The organism is Actinomyces graevenitzii C83 (assembly GCF_000239695.1).
Taxonomy (GTDB): domain Bacteria; phylum Actinomycetota; class Actinomycetes; order Actinomycetales; family Actinomycetaceae; genus Actinomyces; species Actinomyces graevenitzii.
The window spans coordinates 167,794-184,212 of sequence record NZ_JH470338.1 but is presented as its reverse complement, the minus strand read 5'-3'; the positions used below and the strand labels follow the sequence as shown (position 1 = coordinate 184,212).

Below are 16,419 nucleotides of genomic sequence, written 5' to 3'. Positions count from 1 at the left end.
GAAACCGACTAGATGCCCGCTCAACGCCTGCAGCTCACCTGGTACAACAAGGACAAAGCTCTCATCCCCACTGAGACCGGGAAGTACGGCTACACGTGGGTTGACCCCTCTGATCCGCGCTACTGCGAAACCCACACCCTCGTGCTGGACGACTACGTGCAAGGTGCGCAGACACCAAAGTCTGATGATTTTGCCTACTCCGAACGAGCCGACCTTGAGCCCCAGGACGACAACCTGCTCATCCTCGGCGAATCCGGCGACGTCCTCGAAGCGCTTACCCGCGTTCCCGAGCTGGCCAAGAAATACGTGGGTCAGGTGAAGCTGATCTATATCGACCCGCCGTTTAACACCGCGCAAACATTCGCCAGTTACGAGGACAACCTAGAGCACTCCATCTGGCTGACCATGATGCGCGACCGGCTGCTCCACATGAAGAAGCTGCTTGCCGACGACGGCTCAATCTGGGTACACCTTGACGACGTAGAGGTGCACCGAATGCGCCTTTTACTGGATGAAGTGTTCTCCCCAGGCTCGTTTGTGACGACTATCGCATGGGAGAAAGCGCAGGGTGCGCGCAACGATACCGATATCTCATCCGCCCAGGATTTGATTCTCGTGTATAAGAAGTCGCCGACCATCGACTTTAAGAGCGTCCGGAACCTACTGCCACGAAGCGCAGCACAGATCGAACGGTATCAAAATCCAGATAATGATCCACGCGGACCCTGGCGACAGGGTGACAATGGAACTGCAAAATCAGGCTCCGAGGATTACCGGTTCCAGATCAAGCTTCCCTCTGGCCGTAAAGTTGTCCCGCCACCCGGGTCATACTGGCGTTTCTCTGCCGCGTCCTTTCAAGCTGCAAGGAAAGAGGGACGTATTTGGTTCGGCGCGAACGGGGATTCACTCCCGGTGATTAAGCGTTACTTAAACGAAGTCCAAGGCGGCGTGGTTCCGCGAACCTGGTGGCCAGCATCAGAGGTTGGATCAAACCAGGAAGCAAAGCGTGACCACTTGCGTCGCCTGTTCCCTGATTCCGAGCCGTTCTCCACCCCCAAGCCGGAGCGTCTCCTCGAACGCATCATTCACATCGGCTCGAACCCTGGCGACATCGTGCTAGACGTGTTTGGTGGGTCGGGGACGACGGCTGCGGTGGCGCAGAAGATGGGTCGGCGTTGGGTGACGTGCGAGTTGCTGGAGTCGACGTTCACAACGTTTACGCGTCCCCGTCTGGAGAAGGTCGTCAACGACGAAGACCCAGGCGGAATTACGCGGACGAAGGGCGAACGGGTCGACGCGACGGAAAATGGACTTCCTGATGGAGTCTCGCCGGAGGACGCCGCGAAATTCACGAGCGTACTCAACAAGCTGATCAAGGACGACCCGGAACTAAAGAAGAGCGCCGAGGTGAAGACACTGAAGGCTGCCTCGAAGACCAGACGCGCGAAGGAAGTGGTCAACTGGCGTGGTGGCGGCGGCTTCCAGGTGGCGCATCTGTCGCCTGCGTGTTTCGACTACACCCCTGAACTGGACCGGGTGATGCTGACAGCGGCTGCGACCGGCGAGACCTTGATCGAGTCGGTGGCTGCGAATCTCGGCTTCACGCTGCTGCACCCGGACGATGACTATGTGTTCGACGCTCGACGCGGTAACGCGTTGTTGAAGGTCGTGGAGGGTGTCGCCACGACCGAAATCGTCAACTGGCTGGCCTCCCAAGTTCAACCCGGAGAGACGATCGTGCTAGCAGCAACCACCGCGATGGACGGGGTCCGCCAGCATTTACGCCGTGCGGTGAAGGGCTCGCGGGTGGTTGTCTTGCCGGATGATGTGTTTCGGTACAGCGAAGGTGGTGACCAGTGATGGCGAACAGGCTCAACATCAGTTTTGATTCGGACATGCTGGAGTCGATCAGTGCCGAGTTCGACCTGCGTGCTCCGAACAAGGAAGCACTGCGCCAGCTGGTCTTCACTCTGGACGGCGACTATGACCCGGACGTGATGCAGGTGCTCAACCTAGCCACCGGTGTGGGCAAGACGTATCTGATGGCCGCCTTCGTGGAGTATCTGCGTCGCCAAGGGGTCGGCAACGTCGTCATCGTCACCCCGGGTAAGACGGTGCAGGCCAAGACCGTGCAGAATTTCACGCCCGGCATGCCCCGCTACATCACGGGATCGGCTGTGCCACCTGAAGTGGTGACCCCACAGGACTACTCTGCTTGGGTGGCCCGTCAAAACGGCCCGGCTCGACTCGCGTTCGGCCGTGAAGTGCCAATGCTGGCGTTTATCTTCAACATTCAGCAGCTCATCGCGCCGAAAGAGGCCGAGGGTGACACCCACGGCGCTACGCAGGATGCGATGCGCCGTAAGCCCCGCCGGTTCGATGAAAACGCCGGCGTGCTCTTCGACTACCTCAAGGGTCTCGATGATCTGGTTGTGATCGCCGACGAATCCCACCTGTACGGGGCCAGTGCGGTCGCGTTCAATGCAGCATTGAAGGAACTCGATCCAGCAGCGGCGATCGGTTTGACCGCGTCGGTGGACAAGGCCACCGATCACGTCATTTACGAGTACCCGCTCTACCGCGCCATCCAGGACAAGTACGTCAAGGCCCCAGTGTTGGCGTTCCGCAAGACTGGATATGGCACCGATGAAGCCTCCGAAGAGCAACAGTTGCGTGACGCGCTGCAGCTACGTGCGCTCAAGCAGGCCTACTACGACTCGTACGCGGCTTCCCAGAACCGCGATCATGTGAACGCGGTCGCTTTTGTCGTCTGCTCCGATGTTGAGCATGCCACCCAGGTCGCCGACCTTCTGCGCACCCCGGAGTACCTCGGCCGGGAATCGGCTGTGCTGCAGGTGGACTCCAAGCACGAAGATGAGTTGACCCAGCGTCGCCTCGACGAATTGGACCGACCCGAATCACCTGTGCTGGCAGTGGTCAGTGTCAACAAACTCAAGGAAGGCTGGGATGTCAAAAACATCGCGGTCGTCGTGACACTACGGGCGATGGCCTCCGAAGTGCTTACCCAGCAGACCATGGGAAGGGGCCTCAGACTGCCGTTCGGCAGATACACCGGCGTGTGGCAGATCGACCAACTCGACATCATTGCTCACCAATCCTTCACCGAATTGTTGAACGCGGAGAACGTGCTGCAGCAGTTCGGATTGGACGATGCCGTCCCCGAACCCGACAAAGCCAAGGTTGAGGAGGCGATCCGCAAAGCCGCCGAACAATCCAACACGGATCCAGGCACAGACACGACCGGCGGTCAACCATCGACTACGACTATGCCGGGGCCTGGTGCTGGCACCGGTGGCGTAGATCCGCAGCCGGGCACCGTTCCCGTCAACGGTAGTGACGAAGGTCTGGGTTTGCCCGGTGTCGGGGTTCGCGCCGTCACCGAGCAGGAGGATCAGCCCACCTGGGAGTTGGTCTCGATCGGACGGAATCCGAGCTTTGCTGACGTGTCCTACCAATTCCCGGTGACGACGATGACTGTGCAGCAGCCGCCCATTGACCTGTCAGAAATCAGTGACGCCGAGATTGAGCAAGCGGCGCGTCGGGTCACCTCTGCCGGGGACGTGCTGCTGCGCAAAGAGATCATCGCCGCCCTAGGCAAGAAACTCCGGGCAGAGGATCGAGAAAGCGCCGAAGTCAATTCCGTCCACGTCGACGACGCCGACGCCGAGGAGGCGCTGGTCAAACTAGTGATCAACATGTCGCTGGTGCCCAAAACCGAACAGACCGCCCGCTACGTCGCCACGTTCCTGGTGCCGAAGTTCATGCGCACCGTGACGTTCACCGGCTGGACCGTCAAATCCCTCGACTCAGCCCGCGCCGAACTCCTAGCGCTGATCAAGAACTACACAACCGAGACACTGCGAGCCACCCGCGAGGTGCCGACCATACACCCCAAGTCGATGCCAGGCACCGGCTACACGCTCCCGTTGGGTGAGAAGGTGCATGACCAGATCGAGAGTCGTGACCAGTTCGTGCGAGGCCGGGTCTACGGCGGCTGGTTCAAGTCACTATTCGCAGAGGAATCCTTCGACTCCTTCACCGGCGAATACCAGCTTGCTCGCCTGCTCAACACGTCGCCGGGGATCGTGTGGTGGCATCGCCTGCATCCGCAAGACCAGGCGTTCGTGTACTACAACGCGAAAGACCGCTACTTCCCCGACTTCGTAGCCTTGGACACCAACGGGGTGCATTGGATCATCGAGGGCAAGGACGAGCGCGGCCGCGATGACGCCAGGGTGCAGGCCAAGCGTAAGGCTGCCGAGGCGTTGGTGCGCCGGTTGGTTGCTCAGGATGCCTACGCCGGTCAGCACTGGGGCTATCTGATCGCCTACGAGCAAGACACCGCCCGCGCCGACTCCTGGGAAGACCTCAAAGCCTTCGCCGGCCCAGTCAGCAACGCCCTGTAGCTGCGAGTTCGCCTGAGCGCATCACAGGGCTCCAGCGTTGCGGGAGGTCGAGGGTGACGGCCTCACCGGTGATGAACACGAAGCCGAGCCTGCCGTCGGTGAGCATGCAGCCGCCCTCCAGCACGGCAAGGAAGTCCGGGATGTGGAGGGTGAGTTGCATCGCCGACGCGGTGAGGATCGCGTCGATCGCTGTACGCAGCGTCGAGGATCGTCGCCGCACACCCGTTGACTGCAGGCTGTCCACGGCCTGGTCGAACGCCGCGCGGTTCCGCTCAGCGAGCACTTGCATGGCCTCAGCCATCTTGACCAACAGAACCTCCTGGTAGAGGTGACTGGTGGCGCAGGTGCCGCGCTTGACGTAGTTCGTGGGGCACTCCCACACGTCGGCCCGATTTGGGGTGCCCGAATGCCAAGTCTTGTGACCGAACGCCCGTCCGCAGTCGCCACAGATGATCTTTCCAGACATGCGTCGACCGAAAGAATTGTGGCCTTGCGGGCCAACGCGGGTCGCCAGCCACGGCAGCTCCCGGTTTGCGATGCCGAGGGTCTCAGCGGCGTGGCGGTGGGCACGGGATGCGTCCATCCACTCGACGGCGTGCCCGGCGGCGAGGTTTTCGAGGAGGAAGCTGGTCAGCCGGTAGGTCAGGCGAACTTGTACTGTTGCGAGTTCGGGGTAGTGCATGGTGGTGGCTCCTGTCATTGCGTCACGTACATACACGCTCTGATCAGGGCTAATAGCAAGTCGTAACCGGCACTACCTTTTGGCGCTTGCCACATCTTTTAGCGCTCCACTGTCAGCCACACCTGTCGTGGTTCACGTCGCCCGGCTCTACCTCCCGATCGCACCAGATACCGAAGCCGCACTGTCCAAATACGCGGCTCGACGGTCAACACCACGGCTCGTTTTGCCTAGTGGCGAGCGGGTTTTGCCCCATCTGCGTCAACCGCATCTCGTATGGTGTTGCATCCACTTCGATACGGTCTGCGAGCCCTTCGTGGGCACGGGTACATTTGTGGCGCGTCTGCTGCAATTGGGTGTGATTCCACCTGAGGCTTTGGAGCGCAAGTATTTGCAGGAGATTTTTGCCAACGAGGTGGTGCTACTCTCCTACTATATTGCCTCTATCAATATTGAGCAGGTGTACCACCAGGTGCGCACGGAGCAGGGCATGGATGAGGGTTATGTTGAGTTTCCGGGCATGACACTTACGGACACCTTCCAGCTCCACGAGGGCGACGGAACAATCACCGAGGACTTCGAGGGCCTGGCCGCCAACAACGAGCGCGCGAAGGCGGAGAAGGAGTCGGCTATCACGGTGATCGTCATGAATCCGCCGTATTCGTCGGGTCAGAACAGCACGAATGATAACAACCAGAACCTGGCGTACCCACGCCTGGACGAGCGCATCGCGGCCACCTACGCAGCTAAGTCAACCGGAGCAAACAAGAACAGCCTGTACGACTCTTACTTCCGCGCACTTCGCTGGGCCTCGGACCGCATCGGGCAGCGCGGCGTGGCCGGCGGCTTCGTGGGCGAGCTGGACATCATGGACACGTGGGCGACCTCCTCCTTGTCCCCGCAGCTGGCGTGTGGCTGGCTGGATGACGAGGATCTGTTCGCTCGCACGTACCCGATGGATCTGCGCCCGCAGGGCCAGGACATCATTCGTACGTGGCTGTTCTCCACCGTCGTGCGCGCGGACCTGGAGTTCGGCGCGCTGCCGTGGAAGCATGCGGGCCTGTCGGGCTGGATCCTGGATTCGGACCACAAGAAGATGTCCAAGTCCAAGGGCAACGTCGTGACCCCCATGGGCATCCTGGAGAAGTACGGTTCGGATGCCGTGCGCTACTGGGCGGCGTCGGCTCGACTGGGCCTGGATGCGGCGTTCGACGAGCAGCAGATGAAGATTGGTCGCCGCCTGGCAATCAAGGTGCTGAACGCGTCGAAGTTCGCCCTCACGATGGGCGGCGAGGGCGCAGCGATCGATCTGGATCCGGCGCTGGTGACGGTGCCGCTGGATCGTTCGGTACTGGCGGCGCTCGCCTCCGTCATCGACGAGGCCTCGGCCGCCCTGGCGTCCTACGAGCACTCTCGCGCGCTCGAGGTCACGGAGTCGTTCTTCTGGACGTTCTGCGACGACTACCTGGAGCTGGTCAAGGAGCGCGCCTACAACCGTGATGGCGCGTGGGACGAGGCCTCGGCCGCGTCGGCCCGTGCGGCTCTGGCGATCGTCATCGACAACGTTGTACGCCTGCTGGCCCCCTACCTGCCGTACGTGACGGAAGAGGTGTGGAGCTGGTACCGCGAGGGCTCCGTGCACACCGCCCCGTGGCCGGTTTCCTCGGATCTGGCGGATGCCCAGGGCGATCCCTCGGTACTCGAGGCCGCGTCCTCTGCCCTGATCGCGCTGCGTCGCGTGAAGTCCGAGGCGAAGGTGTCGCCGCGTACGCCATTCCTGGCGGTGACCGTGCGCGCCCCGAAGGCTCAGGTCGAGGCCCTGGAGTCCGTGAAGGGCGACCTCGAGGCCGCATCCAAGGCTGTGGGTGCCCTGACCGTGGCCGCCTCCGACGACGCTGAGGCCACCGAGGCCTCTGTCGAATCCTTCGAGCTGGGCGAGGCTCCTGCTAAGCGCAAGGGCTGAGCGTTAGGCTGCTGGGGGGGCCGCCCGTGGGAAACCACGGGCGGCCCCCCCAGTTAAGCTGGCATCAGTGGTAGCATCGATCTCCATCATGTTCCTCGACAGACGCTACCTGACCACCTACTCTTAGCCGCCGAGTGCAGATGCGTGGCTCATTGCGAACCTTTGCAGGTCGAGAAGCATCTGAGTGGATTCTTCGATGAGTTCGACAAAGTACTCTCGATGGCTACGATCTCCGAGCTCCTTATCAAGAAATGCTCGCCCTCCGCTGCCAGACGCGTGCGCGGCGATGCGTGATCGCATCTGTTGTACCTTCTTCAAGAGCGAAATATCGCGGTCGACGTACTCATATTCATTGTTCTCAAGAAATCTTTTCAGCTTAGCAAGTCCTCGTTCATCGGATACTCTATCCATACCTTGAATGAGACTCTTCTCGTTTAGTAAGTCAACCAGAATGAGAGCGAGATTATGGGACTGAGCCCGGAACTCAGCTTCGGTTTCATTCACTGGAATACGAAGTCGAGAAAAAACACCCGCGTCGAGCTCTTCAGCACGACGGTGAAGACGCCATCCCCAAGCCTCTTCCCACTTCTCCTGCAGATCACGATACGCCCGCTTAAAACGATGCTCCGGATTTCCACTCTCGACGCTCTGATTGAAGAATGAGCGCCGAATCGCCGCGTCACTCATGCGACCTATCGGTGCAATATTGTACGCTTTCCAGTGATCCCAGTGACTTTGTGGAATGTCACGACCAATGTCTCCCAAGAACACTGAGACATAATCGAGGCAACCATTATCGAGATTCACTCCCCACAGCTGTCCACACGAAAGGTATGCATCTCTGACCTCATAGTCATCACTGTCGTAGTAGCGACTCAGGACCTCCGGCTTAAAAAATACTGGAGTGAGATAGTGAGGCGCATCGGGATTCTTGCCGTAGTAGTTTCTAAGGCTGTCGGGATTGCAGGTCCACCTGACAGGCTCACCATACTCATCCTCGGAGATAATGAACTCAGGATATTCATCGGCAGCAACCTTGTCCCAAGGCCATATCCTACACCTCTCCCTTGGCGGAGCCTTTATAATTCGCTTGGCCAAGAATCGCGTCCAGATTCGACCACTCTGCGACATGTCCCGCCAGACATTTCGAGAATAGCATGTGAGGTTTTCGACCGAAAATGCTTCCTCATCAAGATCAGCTAGATCTGCAGGGTCACCGTCATAGTCCACTCCCACATTGGAGTCAATGTACAACACAGCATCAAGCTGCCTCGCAGCCAAATACCTCTTGAGGAGTGGGGTACGAACTTCAATCCTCTCACCTGAGATTCTGATCGCAAGTTCTTTGTCACCGCTTTCTTGAATCTCATAGTAGTTTCCCGATTTTGGATCACGCCACAACCGCATCAGAAATCTAAAGTCTTCGGAAATATTCACCTCATCTGGGACAACACCAAAGAACTCCTGAAGCACGACCAAAGGTTCGAATTCGGGAAGCGATCCAGACTTGAAGTAACTTACCTCTGTCCCATGATCAACAAACCCTGGAATACCCTCACCCTTTCGAACATCCCAACCGACATCTCGTATCACTCTTTCACGCATATTCAGTTGAGATAAAGCAATGAACTGACCGCCATTATCTCTACATTTGATGAACCACTCATCATAAATGATAGTCCACGGACCATCACCATTTGCAAAGAATGAATCCTTGACCGCATCCTGCCTCAAGGCTTTCACACTTTCATCAAAAGACTCAGAACGAACAGCCGAATTCAAACTCATAATAAATTCCCTCAGCAGAAAGTAACTACAGTCTCAAGGAGAGACTGGCGCAACCTATTTGATCTAGCACCCATGAGTATTACATACCTTCATAGTTGCAGACCTCGACTCACTACTATCTGACGCTCTCTCAGCAACACCTGGGCACCAATGCCCGAATAAAGTAGGGACTTTAGTCTCAAGAATTGCCAACTGTGCAGCACACATAGAAATAGCATTGGCAGTTGACCGGCTCTTCAGAGTTGAGTGTGGATGGAGGCATCTAGGCCTCATGCGATGAGGAGCATTCGGAGTTGGTAGTTGGTGGGGTTGCGGTAGCCTCTGGCGGTGCGTCTGCCTAGTTCGATAATTCCGTTGATGGCTTTGGTGGGGGCCGTTGCTGGCTCCGGCTGTGTCGAAGTAGGCCTAGTGGGGCTCTTCAGAGTTGAGTGTGGGTGAGCGGGTGTTGGTCGGGGGTTGCGGGTAGAGGTCGAGGTCCTTGATGATGAGCGGACTTCTACCCCCGCTGTCTTCTAAGACCTCGGGCGGTGTCTCACCCTACCTGCTGCTCTGTGTCGCTTGATCGTTGTGATCGGTGTGATCTGCTCGTCGACTTGGAGGGCTTCCACCTGGTTGCTTCCGCTCGGCCTGAATGCGCTCTGGTGCTCGGTATAGAGTCCTGTGACCGCTGTGCTGGCTACCCAGGATGTGGGGTGAATCGCTCAAGGCCACGGGCGCGTGGTGGTGGAGGTCATCGACGCGCCTTGGGCCCGGGTCCCGGCAAGGATCCGGTGGCACAATACGACGCTGGATATGCCGCGAACGCACCTGCCAGACGGTGACATTCCTGGAGCATAGCGAGAAGGTGTGCGCACCCCGGGCGCATCTGAGCCCCGCCCGTTTCGCAGGCGTGCGGGTACCCAGAGTCGATGAGAGGCGTGTGATACCACCAAGACCGACGCCGCCGGGGCCCGCGTGAGCTCACTGGCATCGTGGACCACTGGCGGGAAGGATCATCCCACGGCCCGCTTGAGTGGACCTGGCCCCGGACAGGTCTGGCACCGTGTACAAGAACTGGCTGGCCGAGCGCGTTGTCCTCGCCCCACGGGCGTGAGCTGAGATTGTCGGCGCAGGCCTGAGGCTCGCGCCGACAACTCTTTTACACGCGCAGCGGCATCGTCGCCACGATCGTCGTGACTGCAACTAGGGGCTAATTTGTGAAGCAGCTTGCACCGCGTAGGTTGATGTTGCGTGGAAAACTGTGCGATGAGACGGAAACATCAAGGGGGCGCGGTACGATAGCGGTATAAAAATATGCCCGGAGGAGGTGCGCCGTGAGCACGCATGTTGCTGTCACTCAATCTGTGCTGGCGTGGGCTCTCCAGCGCGCTGACCGCTCATACGAAGAAACGGTCAAAAAGTTTCCGAAGCTCGGGGATTGGATGAGCGGGGACGCCCTGCCAAGCCTCCGCGAGCTTGAGAAATTCGCATCCTTTACGCATGTGTCCCTGGGTGCGCTCATCATGCCCGAGCCGCCGGATGAGGCACTTCCCATTGCAGACATGCGTACCCGCGGAAGCAAGGTTATCGAACGTCCTTCCGGGAATCTTCTCGATACGATTGACCGCTACCAGCAATTCCAGGACTGGTATCACGATTATGCTCGCGAACAGGGGGCTCAGAAACTTCCATTCCTCGGTTCCGTGAGCACGCAGGATAATCCGCACATGGTTGCTCACCGTGTTCGCGAGCTTCTGCTTCTTGATCAGATAACAGCGACCACCCCGGAGCAATGGCGACGTGACATTGTCAAGGCACTTGAGGAAGTGGGTGTCCTTGTGATGATGAGCGGGATCGTCGGAAACAATACTCATCGGCCCTTGTCTACGGATGAGTTCCGTGGTTTTTGCCTCTACGACGTTCTCGCGCCCCTGATTTTTGTCAATCTCGCCGGAGAGTCCTACGGCGCTCAGAATTTCACGCTCGTTCACGAGTTTGCTCACTTGCTGGCAGGGCATAGTGCTCTCTCTGGTGGAGACCATCTACTCGGAGGCACTAGTGAGGAGGCATGGTGTAACCGTGTCGCAGCGCTAGCGCTGCTACCCGACGATGCCTTGGTAGCGTTCGATGCGGCGCAATCTGTGCAGGACTACCGGGTAGCCGCGCGTCGCTTTGGTGTTTCCGCTGAGGTCGCACTCCATAGACTGTACGGGGCTCGCCGGATCGATGAGGAACGTTACGGTGCGCTTCTAGAGGAGGTGCGCGCTGACTACGGGAGCGAGAAGCGCCACACTGGCGGTGGTAACTATTACAACACCCTCACCACGCGACTCGGACGACCGCTCGCGACCGCGATCGTCACCTCCACCCTGGAGGGACGCATGGGCTTCACTGAGGGTTTCCGCATGATCGGTAGTCATAAGCGGGAAGTGTTTGACGAGCTGGCCAGACGTCTCCAGGTGGTGTGAGCGATGTACGTCCTGGACACGAACGTCTTCATTGATGCGGCAAACGCATACTATGCGTTCGATCTGGCCCCCGGATATTGGGACTTTCTCATTCAGCTATTCGACTCTCACCACGCCGTGAGTATCAAGTCGGTGTACGACGAACTGGGTGAGGCGGGCGACGGTGATCCTCTCAAGGACTGGGCGAAGCAGAATAGACAACACTTTATTGCTCCTGACTCGCGCGTGGTGGCTCGCTATCAGCAGGTTATGAAGTGGGCAAAAGACAACTATGAGGCGCCAGCAGTCAGCGAGTTTCAACGCGTTGCGGACTCCTGGATCGTTGCGCATGCACTGGCTAATGGGTGGGTGGTCGTCACGCACGAAAAGTCAGCACCAAGAGCGAAGAAACGGATCAAAATTCCCGACGCGTGTGTCGCGCTCGGGGTGGAGTGTCTCAACCCCTTTATGATGCTTCGCGACAGGGGAATGAGCCTGACTATCTAGCTGCGCCGGTGTCGAAGTAGGCGTCGAGCGCGGCCGCCCCGACGCGGTCGTGGACCTGATCAAGCGCCTGGTCACTGTCTCCATGCGCACCCAGGAGCTAGTGGCCTCTCTCCCCAAGCTGGAGATCCCAGCCAACGCCTAACATCAGCCTCATAGCCACTCAAAGCTTCAAAAAGATCCAGCCCACCTCCAGGCTGCGGGGCTGATCAGGTATTAGACTGCACATTAGGCATAATCTCTAGATAGAAAGAAGGCTCCCATGCCTACCCCTGCAAGTGTGGTAACTGATAAGCGCGTTGCTGTGATGGTGGCCGATGGGCTTGAAGAGGTCGAGTGCCTGGCGGTGGTGGATGTGCTGTTCCGCGCCGGTATTGGCGCTGACCTGCTGTCCATCTCTGATTCGCTTGAGGTTACCTCCTCCCACGGCATTCACTTGCGCTGTGACGCCCTGGCCAGCCAGGTTGACCTCGCCAGCTACGCCCTAATGTTCCTACCTGGCGGTATGCCGGGCACGCTGAACTTGGGTGCCAGCGCCCTAGTCACTGACGAGGTGCGCCGTCGTAGCGCCGCAGGCCAGCCCCTAGCCGCTATCTGCGCCGCCCCTTCTATCCTGGCTGAGCATGGCGCTCTGCAGGCCCGCCACGCTACCGCCAACCCCGGCTTCATGGACGCTATTGCCGCAGGTGGGGCGCTTATGAGTGAGGCTGCGGTGGTGCGTGATGCTAACTTGATCACTTCGCGTGGCATGGGCACCTCCACTGAGCTGGGTTTTGAGATTATCCGCTTGCTTTTGGGCGACGACGCCGAGCAGGTGGTGGCCCGCGTCAAGCAGGGCATCGTCTACCAGCGCTAACGCCTCCCCCGCGCCAGCGCGTATAGCTCTAGCGTCACCGTGCGCACAGTGCCAGCCTCACCATCTGATCGTCACCATGGGCGCAGCTCAGCGCCACCACTGGTATAGCCCTGACAAACTTAGGTTTTTACCTGAGCGCCAAGAATGCTAGGCTTACCGCGTGCAGAACGTATCCATGACCCACGCTTGGTGGTGGCTACCTTAACGGGTGAGCCACTTTCGTGATGCGTTTTAAGTTTTAAGGCTCGCCCTCGCGGCGAGCCTTTTACGTTCCGGCTCGCCGCAGGCAAGAAGGAATGTTATGGCTAATACCCCAACGGTTTTCACCCGCCCGGTTAAATACCATGCCGACGGCGGCGCGCTACTAGCCCACCTAGCCCAGCTAGGTTTGGTTGACACTGTCCAGGACGGCTCTCGCCCCACTAACACAGTGCTACTAGAAAGCGCTGATATTGCCTCAAAACAGCACCTGACCACTATCGCGGTGTTGGCTGCCAGCACCCAGATCACCTGCACGGGCGACACCGTCACCCTTAAAGCCCTGGACACTACCGACGGCCCCCAGGCACTTAAGGCTGTGGCCCAGTACCTCAGCTCTGCCGTCACCCGTCAAAGCGACAGCGAGCTGGTTTTGCACCTGCCTAGCGTGGCTGAAGATAGCGCTGAGGAGCACGCCCGCCTGCGTGAGCGCTCCACCATGGAGCCACTGCGGATCCTGACTGACCAGGTGGTGGCGCACCCACACCTGCCGCTGGTGGCCGGGGCGGTGGCTTTTGATTATCTGGGCACTTACGAGTCCCTGCCGTCGGTTGCCGACGGCGCCAACACCTGCCCCGATTACCTGTTCTTTAACGCCCGCATCATTTTGGTGGTGGATCACCCCAGCGGCTCTTGCCAGCTAGTTGGTGCCTCGCTCGACGCCGCCCAGTTAAGTGCGCAGATGGATGCGCTAGAGGCGGCCATTAATGAGCTGCCCGCCCAGGCGCCGTCGGCCCCAGCAGAGCAAGCCGCACCGGCCCAGCAAACCACCCTGGCGGCGTCGACCCAGCAGGCGGCTGAAGACACCATTACCGCCTACCCCACCATGAGCGACGCGGACTTTTGCGAGCTGGTGGCCAAAATGCAGCAGCATATCGCCATTGGTGACGCCTACCAGGTGGTGCCCAGCCGTGGCTTTGTGATCGACTGCCCCCAGCCCCTGCAAACCTACCGCTACCTGCACGATGCTGACCCCAGCCCCTACATGTTCTATATCGCCACCGACGATTTTGAACTCTTTGGGGCCTCCCCCGAGTCCTCACTGCTACACAGCGCCAAAACCGGCCAGGTGGCTATCCGCCCCATCGCCGGCACCCGCCCACGCGGCTTCGCCCCCGATGGCAGCATTGACCACGAGCTAGACATCCGCCTGGAGCTGGAGCTACGCAGCGACGCCAAGGAAGTAGCCGAGCACGTGATGCTGGTAGACCTGGCCCGCAACGACGTGGCCCGCATCAGCGCCCCGGGCACGCGCAAAGTCACCCAGCTGCTGCGTGTAGACCGCTACTCGCGAGTAATGCACCTGGTCAGCGAGGTTACCGGGCAGCTGGCCAGTGACCTGCACCCGCTAGATGCTTTCCGCGCCTCCATGACCATGGGCACGCTCACCGGCGCCCCCAAACTGCGCGCAGCCGAGCTGATCCGCCAATATGAGGGCACCCGCCGTGGCTCCTACGGCGGCGCGGTGGGTTATCTGCGTGGCGACGGCGAACTCGACACCTGCATTGTGATCCGCTCAGCCTTCGCGCGCGGCGGCAAGGCAATTGTGCAGGCTGGCGCGGGCGTGGTCAGCGATTCCGTGCCTCAGCGTGAAGCTGACGAGACCGCCCACAAGGCCTCTAACGTGCTGCGTGCAATTGCCGCCGCCCAAGGCAAAACTCTGCGTATTGAACGCAACCTAGTTAGCAAGGAGGCCTGAGCCATGCGCGTAGTTTTCCTAGATAACCGCGATTCATTCGTCTACAACCTGGTGGATCTGTGTACTTCACGCGGCGCCCAGGTGGATGTTTACCGCAACACCACCCCCATGTCTGTGCTCACCGCCGCCCTGGAGCCCACCGAGGCTGAGACAGCCGCTGGCCAGCGCCCGCTGCTGATCACCTCCCCCGGCCCGGGCCACCCGCGTGAAGCCGGGTGTCTAATGGAGCTAACCACCTACGCCCTTGAGCAGCGCATCCCCACCCTGGGGATTTGCTTGGGTTACCAGGCTTTGGTGGAGGCTTGCGGCGGACAGGTGGCGCCGGTGGGCCCAACCCATGGGCGCACCGACCGGGTGCTGGTAACTAAAGCTGGCGCCGAGTTTGCCCCGCTGGCCCCCTGCGTGATTGCGCCCCGCAGCGGCGAGCAGGCCCCTTACGGCTGGATTGATGTGGCCCGCTACCACTCTTTGGGCTCGCGCAAGCTTCCCGCGCAGCTGGTTTCTTTGGCTCATTCGCGCGACGACGTGGTTATGGCCCTGCGTCACGCCAGCGCCCCCGCCGTGGGTTTGCAGTTCCACCCTGAATCTATCCTCACCCCCGCCGGGCCCACCCTAATCAGTGCCCTGTTCACGTTCTTAACCCAAGAGGCCTAAGCGGCAACCCGCTAAACGCCGGCCGCTTAAACCGGGTGCTCAAGCACCCAGGCTTGAGTGGCCGCCCCAAAAGCTGAATAACAATTTTTTAAGGAGTAACCATGAGCCAAGCCGCCGCCACCCTACGTGAGGCGCTAAACGGCGTCGTCCTGAGCCAAGAGCAAGCCGTGGAAGTATTTGCGGCCATCACCAACGGCGAGTTTAACGAGATTGAGATTGCCGCCTTCCTAGGCGCCTTGCACGCACGCGGCGAGGACCCGGCGGAAATTGCCGCCGCCGCCCAGGCTTTCCGCGCCGCCGCCGTGAACTTCCCCTACCCCAAGGGCCAGGCGGGCCTAGTGGATGTGGTGGGCACCGGCGGTGACCGCGCGGGCACAATCAACATCTCCACCGCCAGTGCGCTGGTGGCCGCCAGCCTGGGGGTGAAGGTAGCTAAGCACGGCAACCGCGCTGTCTCCTCCCGCTCAGGCGCCGCCGACCTGGTAGAAACCCTAGGTATTCCGCTGGATCTATCCCCCCAGGCCAGCGTGCAGCTGTTGGAAAGCACCGGGTTCTGCTTCCTGTTCGCCCAGAAATACCACCCGGCTATGCGCTATGTGGCGCCCGTACGCACGGCCCTGAAAAACCCCACCGTTTTCAACCTGATCGGCCCGCTAGTTAACCCCGCCCCGCTCAGCGCCCAGGTGCTTGGGGTGGGTAACCCGGCCCTGCTAGACGACATGGCTAGCGCCCTGGCCAGCGCCAACCTAGACCACGCCCTGGTGGTGCACGGCTCGGGCCTAGACGAGATCGCCCTGCACGGCCCCACCCAGGTGCGTGAGCTACGCGGCGCGGAAATCACCGCCTATGAGGTCACCCCCGCCCAGCTGGGACTGGGCACCTACACGGTGGCTGACCTGGTTGGTGGCGACGCTAGCGTTAACGCCCAGCTAATTCGCGCTGTGTTCGACGGCGCAGGTCAAGCCGCTCACCGCGACGCCATCGCCGCCAGCGCCGCCGCCGTACTGTACGTAACCGGCAAGGCAGACACCCTCGCCCAGGGTGTACAAACCGCGCTGGAAGCTATCGCCAACGGCACGGTAGCCAGCCACCTAGATAAGATCGTCACGCAGGCACGTGAGCTAAGCGCCTAAGCGCCTGGGCCGTATTTAAGAGAGGGAAATCA

10 protein-coding genes and 2 pseudogenes are annotated in these 16,419 nt (G+C 60.0%); 9 read left to right on the top strand and 3 right to left on the bottom strand.

All coding sequences use genetic code 11. The features are described from left to right. The first annotated feature begins 12 nt into the window (after positions 1 to 12). Both HMPREF0045_RS00800 and HMPREF0045_RS00795 read left to right on the top strand, forming a co-directional pair. Positions 13 to 1,860, top strand: a complete 1,848-nt coding sequence (locus tag HMPREF0045_RS00800) for a site-specific DNA-methyltransferase (protein ID WP_005984572.1) — start codon at positions 13 to 15, stop codon at positions 1,858 to 1,860. Continuing rightward, positions 1,860 to 4,427 carry a DEAD/DEAH box helicase gene (locus tag HMPREF0045_RS00795; RefSeq protein ID WP_005984570.1) on the top strand — a complete coding sequence of 856 codons (2,568 nt, stop codon included), beginning with the start codon at positions 1,860 to 1,862 and terminating at the stop codon, positions 4,425 to 4,427. Before HMPREF0045_RS00800 ends, HMPREF0045_RS00795 begins: the two co-directional genes overlap by 1 nt. Here HMPREF0045_RS00795 and HMPREF0045_RS00790 read toward each other — a convergent pair. Beyond that, complete coding sequence (locus HMPREF0045_RS00790; RefSeq protein WP_005984568.1) at positions 4,411 to 5,109, bottom strand: recombinase zinc ribbon domain-containing protein; 699 nt, start codon at positions 5,107 to 5,109, stop codon at positions 4,411 to 4,413. The genes HMPREF0045_RS00795 and HMPREF0045_RS00790 overlap by 17 nt on opposite strands. A gap of 823 nt (positions 5,110 to 5,932) precedes the next feature. Here HMPREF0045_RS00790 and HMPREF0045_RS00785 point away from each other — a divergent pair. Continuing rightward, a pseudogene (locus HMPREF0045_RS00785) lies at positions 5,933 to 7,069 on the top strand (class I tRNA ligase family protein); the annotation flags it as partial. Between the two features lie 123 nt (positions 7,070 to 7,192). On the opposite strand, the gene HMPREF0045_RS00780 reads toward HMPREF0045_RS00785, so the two are convergent. Further along, the gene (locus HMPREF0045_RS00780) at positions 7,193 to 8,857 is read right to left on the bottom strand and encodes a hypothetical protein (protein WP_005984564.1); all 1,665 of its coding nucleotides are present in this window, start codon (positions 8,855 to 8,857) and stop codon (positions 7,193 to 7,195) included. Between the two features lie 269 nt (positions 8,858 to 9,126). Continuing rightward, positions 9,127 to 9,262: pseudogene (locus tag HMPREF0045_RS11380) on the bottom strand (transposase); the annotation flags it as partial. Between the two features lie 908 nt (positions 9,263 to 10,170). Between HMPREF0045_RS11380 and HMPREF0045_RS00775 the strand changes: the two are divergent. The 6 genes from HMPREF0045_RS00775 to trpD all read left to right on the top strand — a co-directional run bounded on the left by HMPREF0045_RS00775 (position 10,171) and on the right by trpD (position 16,387). Further along, a complete protein-coding gene (locus HMPREF0045_RS00775) occupies positions 10,171 to 11,304 on the top strand; it encodes an ImmA/IrrE family metallo-endopeptidase (RefSeq protein WP_005984562.1) in 1,134 nt (377 codons plus the stop codon). A 3-nt stretch (positions 11,305 to 11,307) separates the two neighbouring features. Continuing rightward, complete coding sequence (locus tag HMPREF0045_RS00770) at positions 11,308 to 11,790, top strand: DUF4411 family protein (protein ID WP_005984560.1); 483 nt, start codon at positions 11,308 to 11,310, stop codon at positions 11,788 to 11,790. Positions 11,791 to 12,049: 259 nt separating this feature from the next. Beyond that, on the top strand, positions 12,050 to 12,643 hold the full coding sequence (locus HMPREF0045_RS00765) for a DJ-1 family glyoxalase III (protein WP_005984559.1): 594 nt from the start codon (positions 12,050 to 12,052) through the stop codon (positions 12,641 to 12,643). A 301-nt stretch (positions 12,644 to 12,944) separates the two neighbouring features. Beyond that, on the top strand, positions 12,945 to 14,600 hold the full coding sequence (locus HMPREF0045_RS00760; protein ID WP_005984558.1) for an anthranilate synthase component 1: 1,656 nt from the start codon (positions 12,945 to 12,947) through the stop codon (positions 14,598 to 14,600). 3 nt (positions 14,601 to 14,603) lie between these two features. Then, complete coding sequence (locus tag HMPREF0045_RS00755) at positions 14,604 to 15,254, top strand: anthranilate synthase component II (RefSeq protein ID WP_005984557.1); 651 nt, start codon at positions 14,604 to 14,606, stop codon at positions 15,252 to 15,254. 101 nt (positions 15,255 to 15,355) lie between these two features. Beyond that, on the top strand, positions 15,356 to 16,387 hold the full coding sequence (gene trpD, locus HMPREF0045_RS00750) for an anthranilate phosphoribosyltransferase (protein WP_005984556.1): 1,032 nt from the start codon (positions 15,356 to 15,358) through the stop codon (positions 16,385 to 16,387). The last annotated feature ends 32 nt before the right edge of the window (positions 16,388 to 16,419 follow it).